At 53.1% G+C, this 23,748-nt stretch carries 19 protein-coding genes; 9 read left to right on the top strand and 10 right to left on the bottom strand.

The features are described 5' to 3' along the window. Position 1 precedes the first annotated feature (1 nt). Together KIH86_RS02435 and KIH86_RS02430 are read right to left on the bottom strand one after the other, a co-directional pair. Positions 2-1,825, bottom strand: a complete 1,824-nt coding sequence (locus KIH86_RS02435) for an ABC transporter permease (RefSeq protein WP_223084635.1) — start codon at positions 1,823-1,825, stop codon at positions 2-4. Between the two features lie 18 nt (positions 1,826-1,843). Beyond that, positions 1,844-3,061, bottom strand: coding sequence for an ABC transporter substrate-binding protein (locus KIH86_RS02430; RefSeq protein WP_235775227.1), 1,218 nt, complete (start codon positions 3,059-3,061; stop codon positions 1,844-1,846). Between the two features lie 282 nt (positions 3,062-3,343). On the opposite strand from KIH86_RS02430, the gene KIH86_RS02425 reads away from it, so the two are divergent. Beyond that, positions 3,344-4,579, top strand: a complete 1,236-nt coding sequence (locus tag KIH86_RS02425; protein WP_223084637.1) for an FprA family A-type flavoprotein — start codon at positions 3,344-3,346, stop codon at positions 4,577-4,579. Positions 4,580-4,699: 120 nt separating this feature from the next. Here KIH86_RS02425 and KIH86_RS02420 read toward each other — a convergent pair whose 3' ends face one another. Next, positions 4,700-5,089, bottom strand: a complete 390-nt coding sequence (locus KIH86_RS02420) for a GIY-YIG nuclease family protein (RefSeq protein ID WP_223084638.1) — start codon at positions 5,087-5,089, stop codon at positions 4,700-4,702. 20 nt (positions 5,090-5,109) lie between these two features. Then, positions 5,110-5,589, bottom strand: a complete 480-nt coding sequence (locus tag KIH86_RS02415; RefSeq protein WP_223084640.1) for a DUF6530 family protein — start codon at positions 5,587-5,589, stop codon at positions 5,110-5,112. A gap of 341 nt (positions 5,590-5,930) precedes the next feature. Here KIH86_RS02415 and KIH86_RS02410 point away from each other — a divergent pair, with 341 nt between their 5' ends. The 4 genes from KIH86_RS02410 to KIH86_RS02395 all read left to right on the top strand — a co-directional run bounded on the left by KIH86_RS02410 (position 5,931) and on the right by KIH86_RS02395 (position 12,905). Continuing rightward, a complete protein-coding gene (locus KIH86_RS02410) occupies positions 5,931-6,680 on the top strand; it encodes a YqjF family protein (protein ID WP_223084642.1) in 750 nt (249 codons plus the stop codon). A 97-nt stretch (positions 6,681-6,777) separates the two neighbouring features. Continuing rightward, complete coding sequence (locus KIH86_RS02405; protein ID WP_223084643.1) at positions 6,778-9,243, top strand: GH39 family glycosyl hydrolase; 2,466 nt, start codon at positions 6,778-6,780, stop codon at positions 9,241-9,243. Positions 9,244-9,527: 284 nt separating this feature from the next. Then, positions 9,528-11,510: a beta-glucosidase family protein gene (locus tag KIH86_RS02400; protein WP_235775226.1), complete on the top strand. Its 1,983-nt coding sequence runs from the start codon at positions 9,528-9,530 to the stop codon at positions 11,508-11,510. 36 nt (positions 11,511-11,546) lie between these two features. Continuing rightward, positions 11,547-12,905: a glycoside-pentoside-hexuronide (GPH):cation symporter gene (locus KIH86_RS02395; protein ID WP_223084646.1), complete on the top strand. Its 1,359-nt coding sequence runs from the start codon at positions 11,547-11,549 to the stop codon at positions 12,903-12,905. A gap of 200 nt (positions 12,906-13,105) precedes the next feature. On the opposite strand, the gene KIH86_RS02390 is transcribed toward KIH86_RS02395, so the two are convergent. After that, on the bottom strand, positions 13,106-14,182 hold the full coding sequence (locus tag KIH86_RS02390) for a YeiH family protein (protein ID WP_223086026.1): 1,077 nt from the start codon (positions 14,180-14,182) through the stop codon (positions 13,106-13,108). Positions 14,183-14,381: 199 nt separating this feature from the next. Between KIH86_RS02390 and KIH86_RS02385 the strand changes: the two genes are divergently transcribed. Then, a complete protein-coding gene (locus tag KIH86_RS02385; RefSeq protein ID WP_223084647.1) occupies positions 14,382-15,281 on the top strand; it encodes a LysR family transcriptional regulator in 900 nt (299 codons plus the stop codon). Then, positions 15,278-16,069, top strand: a complete 792-nt coding sequence (locus KIH86_RS02380; protein WP_223084649.1) for a GNAT family N-acetyltransferase — start codon at positions 15,278-15,280, stop codon at positions 16,067-16,069. Before KIH86_RS02385 ends, KIH86_RS02380 begins: the two co-directional genes overlap by 4 nt. A gap of 163 nt (positions 16,070-16,232) precedes the next feature. Here the strand turns inward: KIH86_RS02380 and KIH86_RS02375 are convergent, their stop codons facing one another. The 3 genes from KIH86_RS02375 to KIH86_RS02365 all read right to left on the bottom strand — a co-directional run bounded on the left by KIH86_RS02375 (position 16,233) and on the right by KIH86_RS02365 (position 19,401). Continuing rightward, positions 16,233-17,027: a TIGR00266 family protein gene (locus KIH86_RS02375; protein ID WP_223084650.1), complete on the bottom strand. Its 795-nt coding sequence runs from the start codon at positions 17,025-17,027 to the stop codon at positions 16,233-16,235. Positions 17,028-17,260: 233 nt separating this feature from the next. After that, entirely contained in the window at positions 17,261-18,700 is a 1,440-nt protein-coding gene (locus KIH86_RS02370; protein ID WP_223084655.1) for an FAD/NAD(P)-binding protein, read from the bottom strand. Positions 18,701-18,852: 152 nt separating this feature from the next. Further along, entirely contained in the window at positions 18,853-19,401 is a 549-nt protein-coding gene (locus KIH86_RS02365) for a GNAT family N-acetyltransferase (RefSeq protein ID WP_235775225.1), read from the bottom strand. A gap of 150 nt (positions 19,402-19,551) precedes the next feature. Here KIH86_RS02365 and KIH86_RS02360 point away from each other — a divergent pair, with 150 nt between their 5' ends. Then, the gene (locus tag KIH86_RS02360) at positions 19,552-20,637 is read left to right on the top strand and encodes a polysaccharide deacetylase family protein (protein ID WP_223084656.1); all 1,086 of its coding nucleotides are present in this window, start codon (positions 19,552-19,554) and stop codon (positions 20,635-20,637) included. 34 nt (positions 20,638-20,671) lie between these two features. On the opposite strand, the gene KIH86_RS02355 is transcribed toward KIH86_RS02360, so the two are convergent. Together KIH86_RS02355 and KIH86_RS02350 are read right to left on the bottom strand one after the other, a co-directional pair. Then, positions 20,672-21,598, bottom strand: coding sequence for a hypothetical protein (locus KIH86_RS02355; RefSeq protein ID WP_223084658.1), 927 nt, complete (start codon positions 21,596-21,598; stop codon positions 20,672-20,674). A 12-nt stretch (positions 21,599-21,610) separates the two neighbouring features. Beyond that, positions 21,611-22,345: an SDR family NAD(P)-dependent oxidoreductase gene (locus KIH86_RS02350; protein WP_223084659.1), complete on the bottom strand. Its 735-nt coding sequence runs from the start codon at positions 22,343-22,345 to the stop codon at positions 21,611-21,613. Positions 22,346-22,510: 165 nt separating this feature from the next. On the opposite strand from KIH86_RS02350, the gene KIH86_RS02345 reads away from it, so the two are divergent. Further along, positions 22,511-23,671, top strand: a complete 1,161-nt coding sequence (locus tag KIH86_RS02345) for a glycosyltransferase family 4 protein (protein ID WP_223084661.1) — start codon at positions 22,511-22,513, stop codon at positions 23,669-23,671. Positions 23,672-23,748 lie beyond the last annotated feature (77 nt).

Genomic DNA, 23,748 nt, shown 5'->3' with positions numbered 1-23,748 from the left:
GCTATCCACCCCCTATTCCCTTGCTCAGGTCGGCTTTACCGAACTTGACCGCAAGGAAATATACTGTAATGACGATGATGGTAATGATCATGAGGATGACGTTCGTCAGCTGCTGGTAGCCCTTCTCGGCATAGTAGAAGGTTAGCGTGGTCAACGTCTCCGTCTTTGGTGTTACCAGCATAATAATCAGCTCCATCTCCTTCATCCCGCCGATGAACACGAGGAGAAAGGTTGACACCAGGCTCTTGCGGCTGAGCGGCAGCAGAATCCGGCGGAGCCGGGTGAACCAGGAGGCGCCGCCGATTCGCGCGGCCTCCTCCAGTTCCGCTCCGATCTGCATCATCGATGCGCTGCCCGCCTTGACAGTGAACGGAAGCTCCTTCACGATCGTGATCAGGATCAGCAGAGTAATCGTTCCGTACAGCGCCGGCATGAAGAGTCCCGGCTTGGCGAACATGCTGATATAGATCGCCGCCAGTGAAATCCCCGGAATGAGGTAGGGCAGGAACGAAACTTGATCCACGGCCCGGCCAATCCAGGATTCCTTGCCGCGCGCTGCGACGTAACCCAGCAGCAGGCCGATAATGGCGGCGGCAACGGAAGCAACCCCCGCGATCACCAGCGAGTTCTTCAGAGCAAGCAGGAACGTATCGTTCAGCAGAACGCCTTTTTCCCCGGTGTTGATCGACGGATCGGAGCCGCCCCACCAGTAATGGAACGTGAAATTGCCCGGAGTGTAGTTTCCTTCCTTGAGCATGAAGGTCTGGAGCATCAGAACAAGCAGCGGAACGGCGGACCCGGCAGCCATCAGAACGATCAGCCCGCCGGTGGCCGGAATTCGCCACCGGCCCAGCCGGATCGGCGTGCGGGGACCGTCCTTGCCGGTAACCGTCACATAACTGCGTCTTCGGCCGACGGCACGCTGATTGAGATAAATAAGCAGCATCGATATCAGCATTAATGTCAGGCTGAGCACATTGGCCTCTGTTGAGAGCCTGGAACGCATGCTGGAATAGAGCATGGTCGATATCATATAGAAGTTGACGGGCGTTCCGAGCAGTGCCGGAACCCCGTAAGAACTGATCGCTTTGGTGAAGATCAGGATGAACCCCGACAGCACGGACGGCAGCACAAGCGGCAGAACAATCCGCCGCAGCACCGTCAGCCTCCTGGCTCCGGCCACACTCGCCGCTTCCTCCAGCTGAGAGTTCATTGTGCTTAACGCGGAGCCGACAATGAGGAAGAAATATACGCTGTCGTGAACCGATAGCGTAATGACGACCGGAACGAAACCATACGATAGCCAATCCGGAGGTGACACGCCGATCAGCGATTGCAGGATGCCCGGCGTTCCGCCGATCTTGCCGTTCTTGAAGAAGGTCAGCCAGGCCTGTGACAGCATCCATGATGGAAGCAGGTACGGAATCAGCGCCAGGAACGATATCGCCCGCTTGAGCGGGATATCCGTCCGCGTGACCAGCCAGGCCAAGCCGCAGCCAAGGACCAGAGACAGCGCGGAGACGGCAAAGCCGACCGTCAGCGAGTTGAGCACAGGCTTGTAGAACAGCGAGAAGCTCATATCGCTGGCCAACACCCGGGTCCAATGGTACAGGGTAAAATGACCCGGCATCGCCTCCCCCGTCAGCCGGGTATCCTGCTGCTTCCAGATCACCGTCGTATACAGAATTTTCAGAACCGGCCACACGATCAGATAGGATAACGCCAGAAGAGCCGGAATCCCGATCACATACACCGGATTAAGCAAGCGGTTCAGGATGCGGTTCCGCATTCGGGTACGAACGGGGGCCTCACCGATTCCCAGCATTTTTTCCACTCCCCTATATTATTTCTGTTTGATCCAGAAGTCGCGCACTTTGGGAGCGGTGTTGTACAGCGCCTCGCCATCGAACAGCCACAGATTGAGCTGCTCGAAGGAGACAGCATTCTCCGTCTTGACATCAGATCGCGGTACCCATGAGCCCACCTTGTTGAACGGATTCAGCCCTTCTCCGGTGCCGTCCGTCTCTCCCATCATCCAGCGGATGAACAGCTTGGCCGCAGCTTCATGAGGCGCTTTGTTCGCGATGAAGAGGTAGCCTGAATCCGGGACGGATGTCTTCGGCTTGATATCGTAGATCGGCTGGATATTCCAACCGTTCTCCTCGTTCTTGGAGACATCGCCCGAAACGGCGATTCCAACCGCCTCGCTCTTGGCTTTGCCGATGGCATCCAGCACATCGTCGCTGCCTTTGAGGACGATCAATCCGTTCGCGAACAGCTTCTTGATGAACTCGTAGCCCGCATTGTCAGTGCCATGCAGCTCGATATCCTTGCCGAACTTCTCTTTATAGGCGGCGGCCATGTCATCGCTGTGGATTACCATGGTCGTGAACAAATCCATGAAGGCGGGGGAGCTAAGCGGATCGGCGGTATACACCTTTCCCTTAAACTCCGGAGCCGTCAAGTCCCACCAGTTCTTCACCGGAGCTTCCGTATAAGAACCGGCATTATAGAACAATGTGCGGAATTCTACATAATTGGCATACGCCTCCGCCTGGGTGCGGTAAGGCTCGTCCACTTTGGGGGCAATATCCGCCGGCAGATACTTGATGTAACGGCCGGTCTTGACCATTTCCTCTTCGACAGCGCCGCTCACTTCTTTTGTAATAATGACATCCGGGTTAAACTGTCCGGCATCCTGCTCCTTCGACACTTTGTCCATCATCTCGTCCGACTTGACCTTGCTTACCTCCACCTTGATTTCGGGATACTTCTTCATGAAGGTCTCGGCGGCATCGTTGGCCCGTCCGGATGTGGAGTAGACTACCACTTTGCCCTCTTCTTTCGCCTTGGCGTACAAGGCATCCGCCGATTCGTCGCCTGCTGCTGCGGCTGCTGTTGCTGTTGCGGTTGCGGTACTTGACACTGGCGAAGCTGTTTCACTCGCAGCATTCGTACTGCCGCCGTTGTTCCCGCCGCAAGCTGTCATCAGCATAATCGAACATGTAAGCAAGAGGGCCACGGATACGGACTTGGTTTTCTTGTGAAGCCGGGTTTGCATTGGACAATTTCCTCCTAGCGATTGACCCTGGGGGGTCAAATCTATTGGATTGCTCTACCTGTCCAAGTATAGAGACGGATTGTTAATAAGGTGTCAGTACAATGCTAACTCACGGTAAAAATATTTCATAATAAAATATATGATAATTAAATACCATTTCTTGATTCTCTTATTTCATTAATTGATTCCTATTTGATGGAGGGCATGATATTTGTCAATTTTTTTCTCTCTCGTTCTTGATATAGTATTAGAAAAATTTTAGGAATTTGGAGGGACAACGAAATGTACTGTGTGCAAGCGATCGCCTCGGGGATTTATTGGGTGGGCGGAACGGACAAGAGGCTGGAGAGATTCGAGAACATGTTCCCGCTGCCAAACGGAGTCGCCTATAACTCCTACCTCATTATGGATGACAAAACCGCGCTGATGGACACGGTGGACGCCGCGATCAGCGCGCAGTTTCTGGAGAACATCGAGTTCGTACTGGAAGGACGGCCGCTGGATTATCTGGTGGTGAACCATATGGAGCCCGACCACTGCGCCAATATCGAAGAGCTGCTCCGCCGCTATCCGGAGATGAAGCTCGTTGGCAACAAGAAGACCTTTCAGTTCATGGAGCAGTTCTACACCTTCAGCGAGCCCGATCGTTATATTATTGTAAAAGAGGGCGACGAGCTTGCGCTCGGCTCCCGGACGCTGCGCTTCTTCATGACTCCATTCGTGCACTGGCCGGAGGTCATGTTCAGCTACGAGGTGTCGGAGAGCATTCTCTTCTCGGCGGACGCCTTCGGCTGCTTCGGCTCGCTGTCAGGCAATATTTTCAGCGATCAGACGGATTTTGATGGCGTCTATCTGGAAGAATCCCGCCGATATTATTCCAATATCGTCGGCAAGTATGGTGCCCAGGTGCAGACGGCGCTCAAGAAGCTCGGCAAGGTTGACATCAAGATGATCTGTCCGCTTCACGGACCGGTATGGCGCGACAACCTGGATTATATTGTCGGCAAATACCGGCAATGGAGCTCTTACCAGCCCGAGAAGCAGGGCGTCGTGCTCGTCTATGCTTCCATGTACGGAAATACGGAGAATGCCATGAATCTCATCGCCGGCAAGCTCTCATCCCGCGGGGTGAAGGACATCCGCATGTACGATGTCTCCAAGACCCATCCTTCCTACATCATTGCGGACGCCTGGAAGTTCAGCCACCTGGTCTTCGGTTCGCCTACCTATAATCTGGGCCTTTACCACGGCATGCAAGCCCTCCTTCATGAAATGGCCTCGCTGAACCTGCAGAACCGCAAAGTGTCGCTCGTCGGAAATTACACCTGGGCCAATGCCGCCGTCGATGAAATGACCGATATCCTTCAATCCATGAAGAAAATCGAATTTGTCGGCGAGCCGTTCGTCATCCATTCCGCCATCAAGCCGGAGCAAATGGCCGATCTCGACCAGCTCGTGGATGACATCTGCGCCTCGCTGGCAGCCGAGTCGGCAGAGACGGCGGGAGCTGCTGTATAATAAACGTCGTCTGAAACCCATATAAAAGGCCGTTCGAGAGGCCGGAGCGCGGTTGACCGCATCCCCGGCCGTGAACGGCCTTTTTTGGACATTAGAGAAAATATGACAGCTGCCGCATCCCTACTTGCGCTTCGGTTTATTGTAACCCTTGTCTCCGAAGGGCTGAAGCTTGTCGATCCACAGCTCCAGAAGGGCATCCACCTCTTCCTGGTAGCTCTTCAGTTCAGCGCGGTCAGTAACGCTCTCTTCGCGAGGCTTGATCTGATCGAGCTCTTCAAAGACAAAGGCATCTCCGCCATACTCCTTCCAGTCCTCCCTCAATTCCATAATGGAATTCAGCTTGGTCTGCTGCATGAAGGCCAGCCGGTTTCGCGCTCCGGGTAAATCCATGCTGCCGAGCACCAGAATTTTACCGTTCTTCACATTCCGGATCTGATAAACGCCCATCGGGCGAAAAGACTGCGCATAAGCCGAAGCAAGCTCTTTTTTCCTCTGTTTATCCGGCTGCATTGGACATCCTCCTTCTATTATTAATAACCCATCTCTTTCAAAATAGTGGACAGCGTCTTCAGCCGTTCCCCGATCAATTCGCTGTTATCGCTGAGCGCCTGGTTGAACAGCTTGATATCTTCTCTGATGTGGTCATTGTCCGTGCATACCGATACCGTCATGGCGTCGCCCTGTAGCCCGATCCGGTCGATGACCGGATTCTCGGGATCATACAGCTCGGGATACCGGTAGGCCTCGCGAAAATGCTCCATGCTGCGCGCGACCAGAATAGCGAGATCCAGCACCCGGTGAAGCGGAAGCTCCTCCGACTGGCGGGACCATTTCTCGCCGGTATAGCGCCATACTTTGGCCGAAATATCGACTTTCCCGCGGTCATTCCACTGGGCAAGACCCAGTGAAAGCCCCTTGGCATCGGTCTGATTTGAATTACGGCCGTCTACGTGTTCATAGTTCTCGGATACGATGACCGGTTTATGTTTGAGCGTTGTCGGAATTTTCATAATTAAATTTCACCCGTCCTTTGGTTCTGATGAACTTCGTTCACTTATTGATTACCGATTTCTTAATTACTAATTTACTAATTTACTAATTCAGCAACAACGCTATCATAGGTCAAACACAGCAGCGATGTCAACCAGCATTCCTGAAAAAGAAAACCGCTTCATCCATTTCCCCAAACGGATGAAGCGGTTTTAGAATAATATTCGGCTTGCAGGGCATATTCAGGAAACCTGGGTTCCCCGACGCCATGGCTTGTTCTGTTTCACCGGCTGTTTGTCGGTTCTCATATTCTCGCTTACGGGAATGTCCGATTGCTCCACACATCAAGGAGGAAAAAAACGTGAATAACAGGGAAATTCTGAGGCACATTCAGCATCGCCCCTTTCCGCTTCCCGGCGGATTCTGGGTCATGAAGCAGGTGTGGAACGATCTGCTGTTTCTTCATTGGCCCGCCGATGAGGCGGAACTTCTTCCCTACTTGCCGCAAGGGGTGGAACTGGAATACTATGAAGGACGGCCCTGGGTCAGCATGTCCCCGTTCATCCTTGACCCTCTGACGCTGCGCGGAACACCGCCGCTGCCCTTCGCAGGCCGTTTCCTGGAGCTGAACCTGAGAACCTATGTCTCACGGAACGGGATACCCGGCATCTGCTTCCTGACGCTGGAAGCCTCCAGCCGTCTGGCGGTCGCGGGTGCGAGAATCTTCGCCCATCTTCCTTACCAATACGCCTTGATGAAGGCCGTTCGCCATGTAGACGGTATTCATTACAATAGTGAAAGGCGGCGTTTCGGCCGGGAAGCCGCTTTTTCCGCACTCTATGAAGCGGCTGGCAGCACCGTATTTCATGCAGAACCGGGCACACTTGTTCACTGGCTGATTGAAAGATACTGCCTGTATGCAGCCGACCGGAAAGGGAACCTCTACAGAGGGGATATCCATCATCTCCCCTGGCCGCTCCAGAACGCGAAGGTCCGGCTTGAGACGAATACTCTTGCACAATCCTATGGACTCTGCCTTTCCGCCGAACCGGCAGTCACTACATACACCAGGCGGCTGGATGTGCTGTTATGGGCGGTACAGCGGGTTTAACGATAAGGTGAGCCCTACCGGGGAATCCAATATGGACAATCTGCTATTAAAACTTCATTCCGGTTGGTTATAATGAGTTACTAAAGGGGGTGTTGATTTGAACTATTCTCTGACCCACATTCCGTATTTGCCGGGATATCCGGCATATTTCGCCTTCGATGAGAGCAACGCTGAACAATTCCATCAACACTCGGGTCTGGAGTTGATCTGGCTCACTGCGGGGAAGCTGAAGGTGACGATCAGGCGGCAGGATTACGATCTGAACGATAACGATCTTCTGCTTATTAATCATTTAGAGCTCCATCGCATCATTCCGCAGGCGCCGGACACGCATTTTATCCAGGTCCATCTGGACAGCCTGTTTCTCTCCAAATACCATCCCGACTTTTATGATCTGCAGTTTGATGTGAGGTCTTTCAGAAACAGCGAAGATAATCAGAAGGCCTATGATATCATTCGCATTTTGCTAAGCCGGTTATTTAACTCTATATATCATTCAAACCATCAAGGACACCAGGAGGTTATTCAGCTCTTGGATTATCTAACCTCTCGCTTTAGCCGGCCAGCGCACCGGATGGCCCCGAGCCATTCGTCTTCCTCACAGGATGTCAACATTGTCCGGCAAATTTTGAACGAGGTTGAAAGGGATTTCAAAGGGAAAATAACCTTGAACGAAATCGCCCGGGAGCAGCATTACAATTCCTCGTATTTGTCCGACATTTTCCGAAAAAATATCGGTCTCACGTTCAAAGCGTACCTGGAGAAGATACGAATCAGATATTCTTTATATTTGCTGCAATCCCAGAATGCGTCGATCATGAACATCGCCCTGTCCTCCGGCTTTAGCGATGAGAAGAGCTATTACAAGGCGATCAAGCATGAATTTGACGCAACGCCGCTACAGGTAAAAAGACGGTGGCAGGAGACAAGTGCTCCCGGAGGCGCACCTTGTATGGGGGCTGTACACGAGGCCAAAATTCAAGACTATGCCTCGCAGTTGATTGAATCCAGCATGCTGGAAGAAAATACGCTGCAGATTTCCATGATCAAGGATATCCAGTTCGAGGGATATAAGCTGAAGCCGGTCTGGAGCAAGCTGATGAACATCGGCTCAGCCCATACATTGCTGAATCAGAACATTCGTGATCAGATTACGGAGATGAAGGAAGACATTCCGATCGAATTTATCCGGTTTGAGGGGATTTTCAATCAGGAAATGGATATTATCCAGAAGGATCAGGACGGATTGAAATTCAACTGGAAATTCGTGAATCATATTCTCGATTATTTACGGGATATTGAGGTCAAGCCCTTTATTTGTCTAAGCTATATGCCGCTCCCCTTTGCCAGCAAAAGCACCAGTTTTTTCAACTATCAGGGTAATACCTCACCTCCGAAGGAAATGAGTCAGTGGCTGGCGCTGGTCCAATCCTTCATTACGAATTGCATTAACCGGTATGGTTTGGATAGCGTATCAACATGGTATGTCCAGATATGGACGGAGTTTCCGGTATATGGCATCCACTGGAGCGGCACGCTGGAGCAGTATTTTGAATTGTACAGACAGACGGCGCTGCTGATTAAGGGGATTTCACCCTTGATCAAGGTGGGGCCTGCGGCTGAGAATTTCCACACAAATGAGCAGCCTTCGGAGCGACTGCTGGAATTTTGCCGGGACCACGATGTGCCAATTGATTTTTATAGCTGCAATATTTACCATAACCGGATCAATTTTATCGAATGGGGGGAGCGTTCTTCCGCAGATCCAGTAGACATTCAATCTATCCCCTTTCAATACGAGTCCAAAAATCACACCAAGCATGTGCTGGCCAGGTCACACCGAATGTTGAGAACCCACTATCCGGAAGATGTTGAATTTATCGTCACTCGCTGGAACCTGAGCTGGGATGTCACCAACTCACTCCACGACACGGCATTTATGGCGACATTTATTATCGACAATATGCTTGATGAATCGGCGGCAAGTGCCCATGCGATCGGCTTTCTGTCAGCCTCGGACCTTCTCTATGAATGGGATATCAAGAATACACCTTTTTACGGAGGAACAGGTCTGATTAATACGGAGGGCATCAAGAAATCGGCCTATTTTGCTTTCGTATTTTTGTCCAAACTGGGTAGTATGGTGACCGCCAAGGGAAAAAACTACATCATGACGAGGCAAGGGGATAACATTCAGATTCTGGTGTATAACCACACTTATCTGAACCAGCTATATGTGAGAAGCGAGCAGCAAGAGCAGCAAATCTACCATAATTTCGAGGAATCCAGTGATTTGTCGGTTGATATTCATCTGCAAAATATTTACGGGACCTATAAATGCAAGCAATACAGCCTGAACCGAGACCATGGGTCGGCCTATGACGAATGGGTCCGGATGGGGGAATATGTTGATCTGAACGATGAAGAGACTGAATATCTCAAGAACATCTCCAGGCCGGCGCTGCGAATCAGGCAGGTTACCCTGAAAGGCGATTTTCAGTTTTCCCTGCATGTCCCGGTTCATGGCATCGAATGCCTGACCTTGAATAAGCTGTACAACTGAGCCAAGAAATCCCCTGTTATTTTAGGGGTGATTTCTTGGTTTTTTTCTGATACTTGGTTCGTATCAATTAAGAATGCGCTTTCTTCCCTATGCTTCACCTAAGAAACAGGAAGGAACTGCGATTCGAATTGGACTACACTTTAACCAATGGTATTTATAAAACTTCGAATCTGAAAGCGGTTTTATGAATACTGCAAATTCATGACTGGAGGAAGATCATCTTGAAAGCAAATAAACAGTTTCGGTTATCCTTCACGGCACAAGCGAAAGAAATTGTAAGTCGAATGAGCTTGGAAGAAAAAGTGCATCTCATGAGCGGCCAGGTGTCCATGGAAGAGATGCTGGACGATTTTAAAGTCAGACATTATAACTGGAGACCTTATCCGGCAGGCGGCAATGAGCAGCTGGGCGTGCCGAAATTGAAGTTCGTCGACGGACCACGCGGTGTGGTATCCGGCAACAGCACCTGTTTTCCGGTGTCTATGGCTAGAGGCGCCTCTTTTGAGCCAGAGCTGGAGGAACGCATCGGACATGCTATTGGCAAGGAAGTGCATGCGCAGGGCGGCAACTTTTTTGGAGGCGTTTGCATTAATCTCCCCTACAATCCCGGTTGGGGCAGAAGCCAGGAGGTATATGGCGAAGAATCGTTCCACCTCGGCGTGATGGGATCATCCCTGGTCAAGGGGGTTCAGCAAGAAAATGTAATCGCTTGCGTGAAGCATTATGCGTTCAACAGTATGGAATGGGCACGCTTCAAGGTAAGTGTTCTGGCCGACAAACGTACGGAACGCGAGGTATTCCTGCCGCACTTTAAGGATTGCATCGATGCGGGCGCCGGCAGTGTGATGAGTGCGTACAATTTGTACCAGGGTATTCATTGCGGACATCATGACTATTTGCTGAATCAAGTGTTGAAGGGCGAATGGGATTTCGACGGCTTCGTTGTCAGTGATTTTGCCTGGGGGGTGAAGGATACGGTAGCGGCTGCCAATGGCGGCATGGATGTTGAAATGTGCCATACCAAGTTTTTTGGCGACAAGCTGGTGGAAGCCGTCAGAACTAATCAGGTTAGTGAAGATAAGATCGATGCTGCGGCAATCCGGATCGTACGAACGATGCTTGCGTTTACGGAAGCCGATCAAGGTACTGTATACAGCAAGGACCTGATCGCATCCCCTGAGCATATTGCTTTGGCGCTGGAGGCTGCCGAGAAGTCCATGACTCTGATGAAAAATGAGGGGCATGTCCTCCCGTTCTCCAAGACCGCAACAAAGCGCGTTGCTGTTATTGGGGAGCTTGGCAACAAGAGCAATATCGGCGACCATGGCTCAAGCCGCGTGTTCCCTCCTTATGTTGTAACTGCACTGGAAGGAATTCAGCGATTGCTGCCTACTGCCGAAGTGGTCTTCAATAACGGCGATGATCTGGAGCAGGCCAAGCAGTTGGCTAAGACCTCGGATGCGGTTGTGTTCGTCGCAGGCTACGACCACGATGATGAAGGGGAATCCGTTACGAACGAAGATGCGGATCTCAAAGCGGGCGGAGACCGCCAAAACAGCCTTGGCCTGCATCCGAACGATATTGCATTGATTAATGCGGTTGGACCAATGAATAAGCAGTCCGCTGTCGTGCTGATTGGCGGCAACATGATCATGATCGAGGAATGGAAATCATCTGTATCTGCCATTCTGATGGCGTATTATCCAGGCATGGAAGGCGGCACAGCGATTGCAAAAACCTTGTTCGGTGATGTGAATCCGGGCGGTAAATTGCCTTTTGTCGTACCAGCCAGTGAAAGTCATCTCCCTCAGGTGGATTGGGATGCGAGCGAGATAAAATATGAGTACTACCATGGGTACACTAAGCTGGACAAGGAAGGAATCAAGCCCTCCCTGGCATACGGCTTCGGATTGTCCTATACCGGCTTTGCACTCTCCAACGCAGACTTTACCGTCGTTGATAATCAAATTGTCGCCAGCTGCGAGGTGAAGAACACAGGACGCGTGACCGGAGATGAAGTGCTTCAGCTCTATGTCGGCTTTCGGAATTCCAAGGTGGATCGTCCGGTGAAGGTGCTGCGCGGCTTTAAACGTGTGACGCTGAAGCCGGGACAATCAACGAAAGTGGATATCGCTTGCCCTATTGAAAAAATCAAATGGTTCAACCCAGCCACAAATCAATGGGAGCTTGAGCATATGGACTATGAGGTATACATCGGCAACAGCAGTGCTGAGAAGGATCTGATCCAAGGAAGCATTCGCTTATAAGGCTTATACAATACGTTCCCATCTGGAGGATGCACAATGGCAATAAGAGAAGAGTCAAATCAAAAGTTATCCTTGCTGGAAAAGGTAAGCTACGGTCTGGGAGATACGGCCTCGAACTTGATCTATGCGGTGGTTACGACGTATCTGACGTACTATTTTACCGATATATATGGAATTGGAGCTGCGGCTGTTGGTACGCTCTTGCTGGTAGCACGCCTTGTTGATATGGTTGACAGCCCCATCCTAGGTATTCTTATAGACAAGACACATACGCGGTGGGGGAAATCGCGTCCGTGGATTCTGTGGTCCTGCCTCCCCTTTGCCATTGTAACCACATTGCTGTTTATGGGCCCTGAGCTAAGTGCTTCCGGCAAGCTGGCCTATGCCTATATTTTCTATATTGCATCTAATATTCTGTACACGGCGGTGAACAACCCGTTAACTACGCTTCTTCCCAGCCTGTCCAGTGACATCCAGGAAAGAACTGTAGCCAACAGCTTCCGGATGTTTGGCGGACAATTTGGCGGCTTGATTGTGAACTTGACCTTATTGCCACTTGTAGCATTTTTCGGCAATGGCGATCAGCAGAAGGGCTTCTTTCATACGATGATTCTGTTCGGCATTGTGGGGCTGGTCATGTTCCTGATTACGTTCCTTAACACCAGAGAGCGCGTCCAGGATAAATCAGGCGGCAAGTCCTTGCCGGTCAAGGAGAGCATTAAGGCGATCAAGGGCAATTTGCCCTGGTATGCCGGGGTCTTGGTTGGTGTAGTGTTCTTCATCCTGTATGTGATCAAGCTGTCTTCCGGGATTTATTATATTACCTACAACCTGAATCAGCCGGATATGGTAGCTACAGTAAATACACTGGGATCGCTGACCCTGGTAGGAATTATTTTTGTACCGCTTCTGTCTAAAAAATCCAGCAAAAAAACCTTGATGATCATTGGAATGGCCATCTGCATGCTGGGTCAATTCATTATTTATCTGGGTCAGCAGAGCACCTTCATGCTGCTAACGGGTACGGTCGTTGGAGCGATTGGCCTGGGACTGCCTGTAGGTCTGCTGTTTGCCTTGATTGCGGACACTGTAGACTATGGTGAATGGAAATCGGGCGTTCGCGCTCAAGGCTTGCTGGCTTCAACCGCATCCGGGATTGCCATTAAATTAGGCTCAGGTCTCGGTGGTGCTATTCCGGCTTGGCTGCTGGCCGCCGGGGGCTATGTTGCCAATCAGACACAGACTTCCTCCGCTCTTCGCATGATCGAAATCAGCTTTATCTGGCTCCCGATCGTACTGTGCTTGTTATCCATTCTCATTCTGGCATTCATGTACAAATGGGAGAAGCCGCATCATGAGATTATTGCGGAGCTGGAATTAAGAAGAGCACAATAGCAGAGGTTCAGAACAACAATATTATTCAGAAAAAGAATTATAAGGGCTTCAAGCAGCAACGCCTGCAACGAGCAGTTCACTACTGCCCGCCGTGGGCGTTATTTATTGCTGTGGAGCGGTTTCAGAATAATGCCCGGCATTTGTACTATATCACCGGCTGTTTGACGATTCTCATATTCTCGCTTACGGGAATGTCCGGGTTACCCTAATCGGAACCAGGCAATCAGGCCATAGACGAAACCCGACAGCAGCACCGAACCAATCACGCCTGCCGCAAGCGGTTTGACTCCCTTCCTGATGAGCGATGCGGCGTTCACGCCAAGGCCGAGACCGGCCATAGCCATTGCCATCAGCTGATAAGCCCCGGTTACGACAGCATCGGATGCCGGAGTTGGTATCAGCTTCAGCGTATTTAGACCGCTCATGAACAGAAAGCCCAGGATGAACCAGGGCACCGGAATCTCCCTCCATCTGGCCCTCTCTGGCTGAGGTTTATCTACAGTTAACACTTCGTTGCTTGTTATCCGTAATTTCTTCGTTCTCTTCCGGGCATCCCAGAAGCCGATACCCAGCGCGACAGGGACGAGCATTGCCACCCGCGTTAGCTTCACGACAACGGCCAGATCTAGCGCTTCCCGTCCGGCCGGACCGGCGGCGGCAATAACATGGGCGATCTCATGAAGACTCGCTCCGGCGAACACCCCATATCCGGCTGAACTCAGCCCGAGCCAGGGGAGAGATAATGTATATACAAAGGTCCAGACCGTTCCGAGCAGCGCGACCGTCGCCACGGCGGTTGCCGTCTCCTCATCGTTCGCCTTGATCTGCGGCGAAATGGCTGCAACGGCGGCGGCTCCGCATATGGCTGTTCCGCAGGCCGTCAACAGACCGACTCCGGGATCAAGCTTCAGCAGACGGGCCAGCCCCAGCATAACGGCGAGTGTAAAGGCAATCTGCAGGATGACCAGCAGAAACACTTTGAAGCCCGCATGCGCAATATCGCTCAAATTCAGCCGCATCCCGAGAAGAATGATTCCGTACCGAAGCAGCTTTTTTCCGGCAAAAGCGGCCCCTTCTTCCGCCCCGGCCGGCATACCGAAAATCCCCCTCCACCCCATTCCAAGCAAAATGGCGATCACCAGCTGGCCCAGGATACCGAAATACGGCAGCTCCGACAGCAATTTGGCGCAGACCGCCAAGAACAGGCAGAGCCCAAGCCCTTTAATGAAATTATGCACGCTATGCGCTTTTGTAAACTGGATATAATCTGTTCGCATCACGAACCTCACTCCCTCACGTAATACCCTTACCGCAAGCCCGGGTTCTTGCTGACGCTTCTCATTATAGATTCGGCAATGAACAGAGTGAAATACCGATTTGCTATCTCAATCATTAGTTTTAGTAATGATTCTCCTTGTGCAGCCACCAAAAAAGCATTAAGATCAGGTTTAAAGTCCACAAAAATGAGGATTCGCTATGATTACCGATGCGCTTCGTGTATTTGTCACAGTCGCCGAGGAGCGGCATTTCTCCAGAGCTGCCGAGCGGCTCAATCTCTCTCAGCCCGGGGTCAGCCTCCATATCCGCAATCTGGAAAATGAGCTCGGTGCGCGGCTCTTCAACCGCAATCCGAAGCAGGTCAGCCTGACGGATGCCGGTGAAATTTTGTATGCGCGGGCCAAGGTGATGCTGGGCTTGTACGAAGAGGCAGCCCAGGCTATTGCGCTGCTGCAAAATGAAGTAACCGGGACGCTTCGGATCGGGGCCAGCTTTACTGTCGGGGAATATGTGCTGCCCGGTCGTCTTGCCGCTTTTGTCCGCCGGTATCCCCTGGTTGAGGTTGAGGTCAGGATCGGGAATACCGAAGAAACGGTTCATGACGTCAAGGCAGGGACGCTTGATCTTGGCTTGATCGAAGGCGAGACCCATGCGCCGGATTTGGACGTGTTCCCTTTTATGAAGGATGAAATGGTCCTGGTCGCCGCCCAAGGCCATCCGCTTGCACAGGAGCGTTCCATTAGCCGGGAGCAGCTGCAGAAGCAGGTATGGGTAATCCGGGAGAACGGATCGGGAACCCGCGCCTTCAGCGACAGCTTTATCTCAAAGCACGCTCTGGACGTGAAGAAGTCGTATATTTTCAACAGCAGCCAGGGTGTCAAGGAGGGTGTTGCCTCGGGACTCGGCATCTCGATTTTGTCGAAGTGGATTGTGCGGAGAGAGCTGGAATCCGGTGAAATTGTGGAGCTTCAGGCGCACCAGGGGCGGATGGAACGGGAATTCTCCGTGATTATGCCTAAATCCGGGCCGGCAACTATGGCTGTGCAGGTATTCAGACGGTCGCTCGATGAACATTCAGTAAAGGAAGTGTCAGAATGATCCCTTTAAGCATTAAGCAATATGGCAGAGCCGAAGAAATTCTGAGTCGGACGCCGATCAATACGTTATTCGCCAAGTCCATCCTTCATGGACAGGTTCAAGGAGAGGTGTATGCCGATGATGCAGATGAACCCGGTGCGATCTATATCGTTCATCCCTATGGCATGTCGCTGCTGGCTGGAGAGAACGGCCGTCCGGATTTTGCGGAAGAACTGACGGATTACATAACCAACCGGCGCGGCGACAGAACGAAGACCGAATGGCTTCAGGTTTACCCTCACTCCTGGTTCGCGCTCCTGGGCAATGAGGCAGTGAAAGAAAGCGGAAAGGTCATCGAATTCGCTCGGATCAATTTTGGATTCGACCGGGAACGGCATCAGCTTACGGCCGCCGGCATGACCGGTTCGAAACCGGAGATCATGCAGACGGCTCCGGAGCTTTTTGCCAGGCTGGAGGGCGTGGCGCCGAAGCAGTTCTGGAGGAGCGCAGAGCATTTCGGAGAGCATGGTATTGGATTTACGGTGATGGACGGAGGCGAAGCGGCCTCGACCGCCTTTGCGGCATTTATCGAGGACGGCCAGCTTGAGATCGGAATCGAGAGCATGGAAGGCCATCGGGGAAAAGGGTATGCCTATCACGCAAGCGCGGCCCTGATCGCGTACTGCCTGGAGCATGATCTGGAGCCGGTTTGGGCTTGCCGGAAAGGGAACGAAGGCTCCTTCAATTTGGCGCAGAAGCTCGGGTTCGTCCCCACTCTGGACCTGCCCTACTACCGGCTGGATGTATGAAGACAAGTATGAGTATGGAAGAAGACCGGATTCCGAGGAATCCGGTCTTCTTCAGCTCCACCACATCGGGCTGCCTGTAGATTAGTAACAGCGGCGTATGAATACATCCGTGCACGTTCTAATAGCGTATTTCTTCCGCCATAAACCCTGCGGTGAACGCAGTTTATCTGCCGTCCAGCAGATTGCCGAGGCCGCCGAGAATGCTGCCTTCTTCCTTCCGGCCTGTTCCCCTAGCAGCCGACAGGATGCGGTCGGCCATCCGGTTGAACGGCAGCGACTGCACCCAGACTTTGCCGGGTCCGCGCAAGGTCGCGAAGAACAGCCCTTCACCGCCGAACAGCGCCGATTTAATGCCTTTGACCATTTCGATATCATAATCTACGGAGGAGGTCATGGCGACAAGACAGCCGGTATCCAATCTAAGCACCTCGCCGGGATGCAGCGTCTTCTCCATTACATAGCCGCCGGAATGAACGAACGCCAGGCCATCTCCTTCCAGCTTCTGCATAATGAAGCCCTCGCCGCCAAAGAATCCCGCTCCCAGCTTGCGTTGGAACTCGATGCCGATGGACACGCCCTTCGCCGCGCAGAGGAAAGCGTCCTTCTGACAGATGATCTTGCCATTGTATTGAACGAGATCAAGCGGAATGATTTTGCCGGGATATGGGGCTGCAAATGTAACAGAGCGTCTGCCATGATTACCGCCATGCGTGAACACCGTCATGAACAGGCTCTCCCCGGTGAGCACGCGTCTGCCGGCTCCCATCAGCCTGCCCATCAATCCGCCACCGCCGCCGGAGCTGCTGCCATCCCCGAATATCGTCTCCATACGGATTTCCTGATCCATCATCATGAAGCTGCCCGCTTCCGCAACGACGCTTTCGCCAGGGTCGAGCTGAACCTCCACACACTGCATTTCCTCGCCCATAATCACATAATCAATTTCATGTGCCGCCATAAATCCTGTTCCTCCTCCGTTTTCTAAGGGGCTGATTTCAAGCCATTTGAGCGTTAATACGTCCTTTCATCCGGATGGGTTTCACGAGTTCGGCATCTTTTTTCTCTCTGGAACGAGGCTTATTCTGATAGGCTAAGCTCCCCCGAAAAAAACAAAAAAACGCCTGGACATCCGGGAAACGGAAGTCCGGGCGCTGCACCAATCACTTGCGAGGCTCGTTAATGCTACAGGAGTTACGGCTTCATCGTGGCTTCAGCGGCGGCCTTCGGCCACTCGCCGACAAATTCCTCTTCGTCGTAATCCAGGAAGTTCTTCAGGATTTGTTCCTTGTCGTCGAGGAACAACTGATCCGCGACGCCTGCGACCAGCTTCGGAATCGCATTTCTCGTGCCCGATATGGCCGATGCGGACAGCCCGTTGCTGGCAAGAGCCGAGTAATTGAAGACGAACACCCCGTGAAGCCGTTTCTCGCCTTCCTCGTCTCTTCCCTTAACGGCAAAGCCGGGGGTAAGGTAAGGATGCATATCGAGCAGTACATTCTCCTCCCCGGCCGGAGGCGTATAGTAATCGCTCCAGCGGGCGATATCCGGCGCGATCTCCCGCAGCTCGGGACGCAGCGCCGGATCGCTGAGCAGTCCGGTGCTGACGATCACATAGTCGAACGCGAACCGTCCCTTTGGCGTCGTGACCAGCACGCCATCGCCGTCCTCCTCGACGCTCAGCCAAGGGGAGCCTAGATGCAGCGCGAAGCCGGACCAGGAAGCAGCCCGCTCGAACGTATCGTTCGTCGGAGGCTGGTTCGTCTTGAAGAAATGGGAAATGACCGCATATTTCTCCGCATCACAGAGTGTATGGAACCGCTCGATCATGCCCGATACCTCCATCTGGCGGATCGGGTTCACACCCGGCAGCTTCTCCCTGCGCACGAAGACATGGGCCTCCGCAGCGCCTTCGGACAAGGCGTGGTTGGCGTTATCGAAGGCAGACGCGCCGCCTCCAAGAATCCCGATGCGCTTGCCTTTCAGTGCAGCAAAATCGATGGTCTCCGAGGTATGGGCATACAGTCTCCGGGGCAGCGCATCACTGATCATCGGCGGCACATGCCACTCGCCGCCGCCCTGGATGCCTGTCGCAAGCACAACCTTCCGGGCCAGCAGATGAGCGCCGGGCGCGCCCGGACCTGCGATATGAAGGCGGTGAATGCCTCCCGCCGACGGCTCCACGAGCGCAAGCTTCACCTCGTTGATCACGGGCAGGCTCAGCACCTTCCGATACCAGCGCAGATAGCTCATCCACTCTCCGCGCGGTATTTTGCCCAGCGTCTCCCAGCTTTCGGAACCGAATCTCGCCTCCCACCAGGCGCGGAAGGTCAGCGAAGGGATTCCGAGATCAATGGAGGTCAGATGCTTGGGCGTTCGAAGCGTCACCATCCGGGCGTACGTCTCCCAAGGGCCCTCCTGGCCTTCCGGGTTCTCATCTATTATCAGGATATTCGAAATCCGTTCACGCAGCAGACCGAACGCCGCACCAAGGCCGCTCTGGCCTCCGCCGACGATGACTACGTCGTACACATGACTGTCCGCACACTCACGCGGCAGCGTCCAATCGGCGCCTCCGTAGGCAAGGTAAGACAGATCTCTTGTGACTTGTTCATTCAGGGCTTCCAGACTCATGGCTCTTCCTGCCTTTCCGTAGCATGTTCTTTAGACCCTATTATATCTGTAGAAGATTCACCTTGAAATGTCTATGGAAAGTTTATTGTCATGTTTTCTAAAAAACAGCATGATATTTGTGCGCCGCACCGAATAATCAGGCGCATTTCACATCAATTATGGCAGATTAACTCCCATTCGCTGCGGAGCATCCCGTAGCTGTAGGTGTCATGCCAAAGCGGCTTCCCCGCATCGTCGCATTTGAAATAGACCGTCTGAAGGGCATGCCCTTCCCGGCGGAAATTCAGGCGCTCCAGCAGATGCCAAGAGCTGCTGTTCAGGGGATTGCAGCGGGCGATCAGGCGTCTGACCTTCAAATCCGTGAATCCGAGCTTCATCAGCTCGCGGCATGCCTCGGTCGCATAGCCGAAGCCCTGGTAACCGGAATGAAACACATAGCCCAGCTCCCATGTTTCGAATTGCTCCGGCTCCTGCTGGTGAAAATATAAATTGCCGATCAATGTTCCGGTATCCTTCAGACATACGGCCCAGAACGCCGGGTTCTCGGAGCGATTTGCGGCCTCTCGCTTCGATTCCTCTTCCGTAAACACACCGTACGGCTCATACCGGACCACATCCTCAAGCGACAAATAGGCATGCAGATCCCGCCAGTCTTCCGGCTTGAACCTTCTTATTGTTAAACGATCGCTCTGCAGCAGCATCAAAAATCTCCCTTTTCCGTGTAATTTGGTATTTGGTCTTTGCAATTTTAGCTGCCCGCCGGGTATAATTTCTCTGCATATCCTGCAGGCAGCATTTAATAAAGTAATAGAGGCTTATAGCTGACCGAATATTCCCGAGGTGACCTGTTAATGAAATTTTATAAACTGCTGTTTTTTCTGGCCGGAGGATTGATCGCAGGCTTGGCGGCGATTCTGCTCGGATTGAGATTTGACTTCGTTGTGCGGAACTCCGCTCCCGCATTGCCCACCGCTTCCACATCACCGGCCGCTGCCGCATTGCCAATCGCAACTGCCCGGCCCGTTGCCCGCGAGACCGAGCCCTTATCCGAATCGGAGCTGCCGCCGGTGGAACAGTTCAAGACTATTCCCAAGGCAACCCTGTACCGCAACAAGGTCGCAGTACTGATGTACCATGACATCAACCCCACCGAACGAGGAGGGGATATCATTACACCGGACCGCTTTGCAGAACAGCTGGACTTCCTCCGTTCAAAAGGAATGAACTTCATCTCCCTTCGGCAGTTCCGGTCCTTTATGCAGGGAGGAGAGATTCCGGAGAATGCCGTAATGGTTACGTTCGACGACGGCTACGAGAACTTTTACACAACCGCCTATCCCATTATGCGTGAGCGGAATATTCCGGGCGTCAGCTTCGTCATTACAGGGGATTTCAGCCCGGGCGCCGTGGTGAATACGCCGCATATGACCAGGCAGGAGATCGCGGACATGATCCGGACGGACCCGGATATGGAGGTGCAGCCGCACACCGACCGGCTCCACTACAAGACAAGCCGGACCACGGACGCCCTGACAGCTCCCCTGGTCAAGAACGGGATCGCGGAAAGCGAGCAGCAGTATGTAGAACGCATTACCGCCGACTTAAACCGCTGTATCGGGGACCTGAAGCCGATGAATGCCCAGCCGATCGATACCTTCGCCTATCCTTACGGCCTGTATACACCCGAGGTTCAAAGGGTCATTAAGCAGGCTGGAATCCGCTATGCGTTCACAACTACGCTGGGCTTGGCCGAACGCGGCGACGATCCGCTGGCGATTCCCCGGATTAACGGCGGTTCCCCTCTCGTCAGTCCGCAGCGCCTGTTCGCCTCCATCCACTGGGAGAACAGACAGCGCGGACATAATCTGTATATTCCCGATTCGGTCCAGCATAACGGGAGGGAAGATATCCGGACCGCCCATACCGCCCGGCACTAACCGGGACGAAATGTCCGTTCCCCCACTCCCGCCTTCACTCGTCAAAAGCACGAATTACAAGCATATTCTCAATAACCACCCGAGCCTTCCACCAAATCTCGCTGATCGCGAAGGCCTCGGGGAATTCCGCCCATCTCCAATTCAGTTTCCAGACCCCGCCAGGCTCCCTCGTCTCCGCCAAATACGTTAACTCTTTTCTCAGAAGCTCGCGGTTAGCCTCGTACAGCGGGCTCTGGCGGGACTTGATGAAGATCGAGGGCCTGCACGTATACTCACCCCATCTGGCCGGGTTTCGTTCAATGACCTGGGTCATACGGGCAAGCACCGCTTCCTTCAGGAGCGGGGTCGAGACAACCGTATCTGTTTCAACTTGATCGGAGCTCTCCAGACACTCCAGCAGAATGTTCACGCATTCCAGCGGATGCCGTTCAATCTCCGGATGACGGAGAAATTCCGAGACCAGCTCCTTCGCAATAGCGGTTCCCTTGGCGTGAAGCACACTTCCCCGGTCACCATATTTCAGAATAAAGCCCGCGAGAATGGCGGTGGGATTATACTGTTCCCGTTCTTCGGACAGGGAGCTAGTGTGCCACCAGGGCGCATGGGGATAATCGTTGTTCGAAGGGATGGAGAGCTTCCATTTCCCCCCTTCAAAAGAGTCGCCGCTGTCCAAATAACGAAGAATTCCCTGGACAATATGATGATTGGCAGGGGCCTGAAGCTCCAGCAGCAGCAAGGCTGCGGTCGACGTCTGAAGCGGCGAAGACTCCGGATTCCAGGAATCCGCCTCCAGCGCATGGCCGAAGCCGCCATCCTTATTTTGAAAGGCAGAAAGCGCCTTCAGTACATCCTCCGCGCTGCCGTCCTCGAAGTGAAACCGCCAATGGGCGAGTTCCAGCGGTCTTGCATTCCGGTACATCCAACGGATAATCTCTTGCTGTTCTTCTTGCGTCAGGACCATGATCCCATCCCCCTATCTCAGATAACATCCGTTATTGATATCAAAAGTCGCTCCGGTGTAATGCCGCGATTTATCCGACAGCAGGAACAGCACCGACTCCGCAACATCCTCGGGCAGCACGGGAGACGGAACGAGCTGATGGCTGAGATACTCCTTCTTCCGCCAATCCGGTATCGCATCCATCATCGCAGTCTCCACCATCGTCGGGGCGACCGCGTTCACGCGTATGTAAGGCGAGAAATTCATCGCGCAGCTCTTGGTAAGTCCAAGGATCGCCGCTTTCGACAGGCCGTAGACAGCATCCGAGCTGCCTTCCATCCCCGAGACGGAGGACAGGTTGACGATGGCGCCGGCTCTTCTCTCCTCCAGCAGCCGTCCGCCGAACAGCTGTGAGCAGTAGACAGCTCCTTTGATATTCACGTCCAACACCCTGTCAATCTCGTCTCTCCGGTAATCCAGCAGGTTCTTGGCGAGATAGATGCCGGCATTGTTAACCAGCCCGTCCACATCCGGATGCTGCGCGTACAAGGAGTCAAACCATTCACACACTTCCTCATAGCGGCTGATGTCCAGCTGGTCAGTGTACACTTTACCTTCCGCACCTTCTGTACACTTCAGTTCCTTCAGCAATTCGCCGTTCAGATCACAGGCCAGCACAGTCATCCCTTCCCGCAGACAGACCTGTGCCACGGCTCTTCCGATACCGGAGGCTGCGCCGGTTATGATCACTTTCGAGATATTCGCCATTTTTTCCTCCTTTTGGTTACCACATCAAATATTGAAGCAGTCGAGGGAAAAAGGCAACGACAAAACATACCTCTTTTTTAACGGCAAATTAACCTTCCTTCGCTTCCGGCTTTGCACTACTGGCCTATAGTGAAGACAGCGGCTATTTCTACGGGAAGGGACTTGATGATCTTGAGAATTGCCTTATTCACGGATTCATTCTGCCCGCAAATCAACGGAGTCTCCAACACTTTGAAGGAATTAAGCCATTATCTGACCCGGAACGGCCATCCCCATCTGTTCTTCGCCCCTGATTACGAGATACCCGGGCAGGACAATACCGAATATCCCGCCATCCGGTTCAAGGGCGCAGCCCCCCGTATTTATCCGGACTGCAGGCTGGCCTTCCCCTCGCTTTCCCGGATTGCGGAGCGGCTGGAAGAGTTTAAGCCCGATGTCGTGCACATCGTTACTGAGCTTGGAATCGGCCTCGCGGGGCTTCGCGCCGCAAGAGCGTTGAATCTGCCGGTTGTCATGTCCTACCATACGAGCTTTGACAAGTACTTGAAGTATTATCGTCTTCAATATTTAAGCAGACCGCTGTGGGCCTATATGCGCTGGTTCCACAGCTTTGCCCTGCTCAATCTCGCTCCGTCCCGCAGCACGCTGAGCGATCTGGGCAGGGCCGGCATGCAGGATCTGGCGCTGTGGCCACGGGGGATCGACCTGAAGCGCTTCAATCCAGGCAGAGCCTCCCTGGAAGTCAGGGAGGCTCTGGGAGGAACCGGCAAAACCATGTTTCTCTATGTGGGACGGATCGCGGTGGAGAAAGGACTGGATGCGCTGGCGGACAGCATCGACAAGGTTAATGCCGTGCACGGACACGATATTTTATGGGTTTTTACCGGAGAGGGGCCTTATCTGCCCGAGCTGATTGAGAGACGAATCCCGAACGCCGTGTTCACCGGCAGCCGCGAGGGGGAAGAGCTCGCCGCCATATATGCAAGTGCGGATGCCTTCGTCTTCCCTTCGGGTACTGAAACCTTCGGCAACGTCGTGCTGGAAGCGATGGCGAGCGGACTGCCCGTAATCTGCACCAATTCCGGCGGAGTGACCGACTTCACCGAGCACGGTCGCAATGCGCTGGTCACTCCGTTCGGTGATGCCGATGCCATGGCTGAAGCTGTCATCCAGCTGCTTGATCCCCAGCTGCGGGCCGAACTGGGCAACGGAGCCCTCGAAACGGCGCGGGCGCGGAGCTGGGATAGCGTGTTTCAGAATCTGATGTCCCAGTATCAATGGGCGGCGAACCCGGAATGGTATGCGGAGCCCCGTATTACCGGTTAAGCCTTCATCAGGTTGAAGCCGGCAGGCTTGTCCCTATTCCGGCGCCTAAATTCTGGTGCCTTCTGGTGCCTTCTGGC

This window comes from Paenibacillus sinensis (assembly GCF_019904155.1).
In the GTDB taxonomy this organism is placed as follows: domain Bacteria; phylum Bacillota; class Bacilli; order Paenibacillales; family Paenibacillaceae; genus Paenibacillus_AQ; species Paenibacillus_AQ sinensis.
Note: the sequence above shows the minus strand (reverse complement) of the source record. Positions and strands in the feature narration are given on the sequence as shown.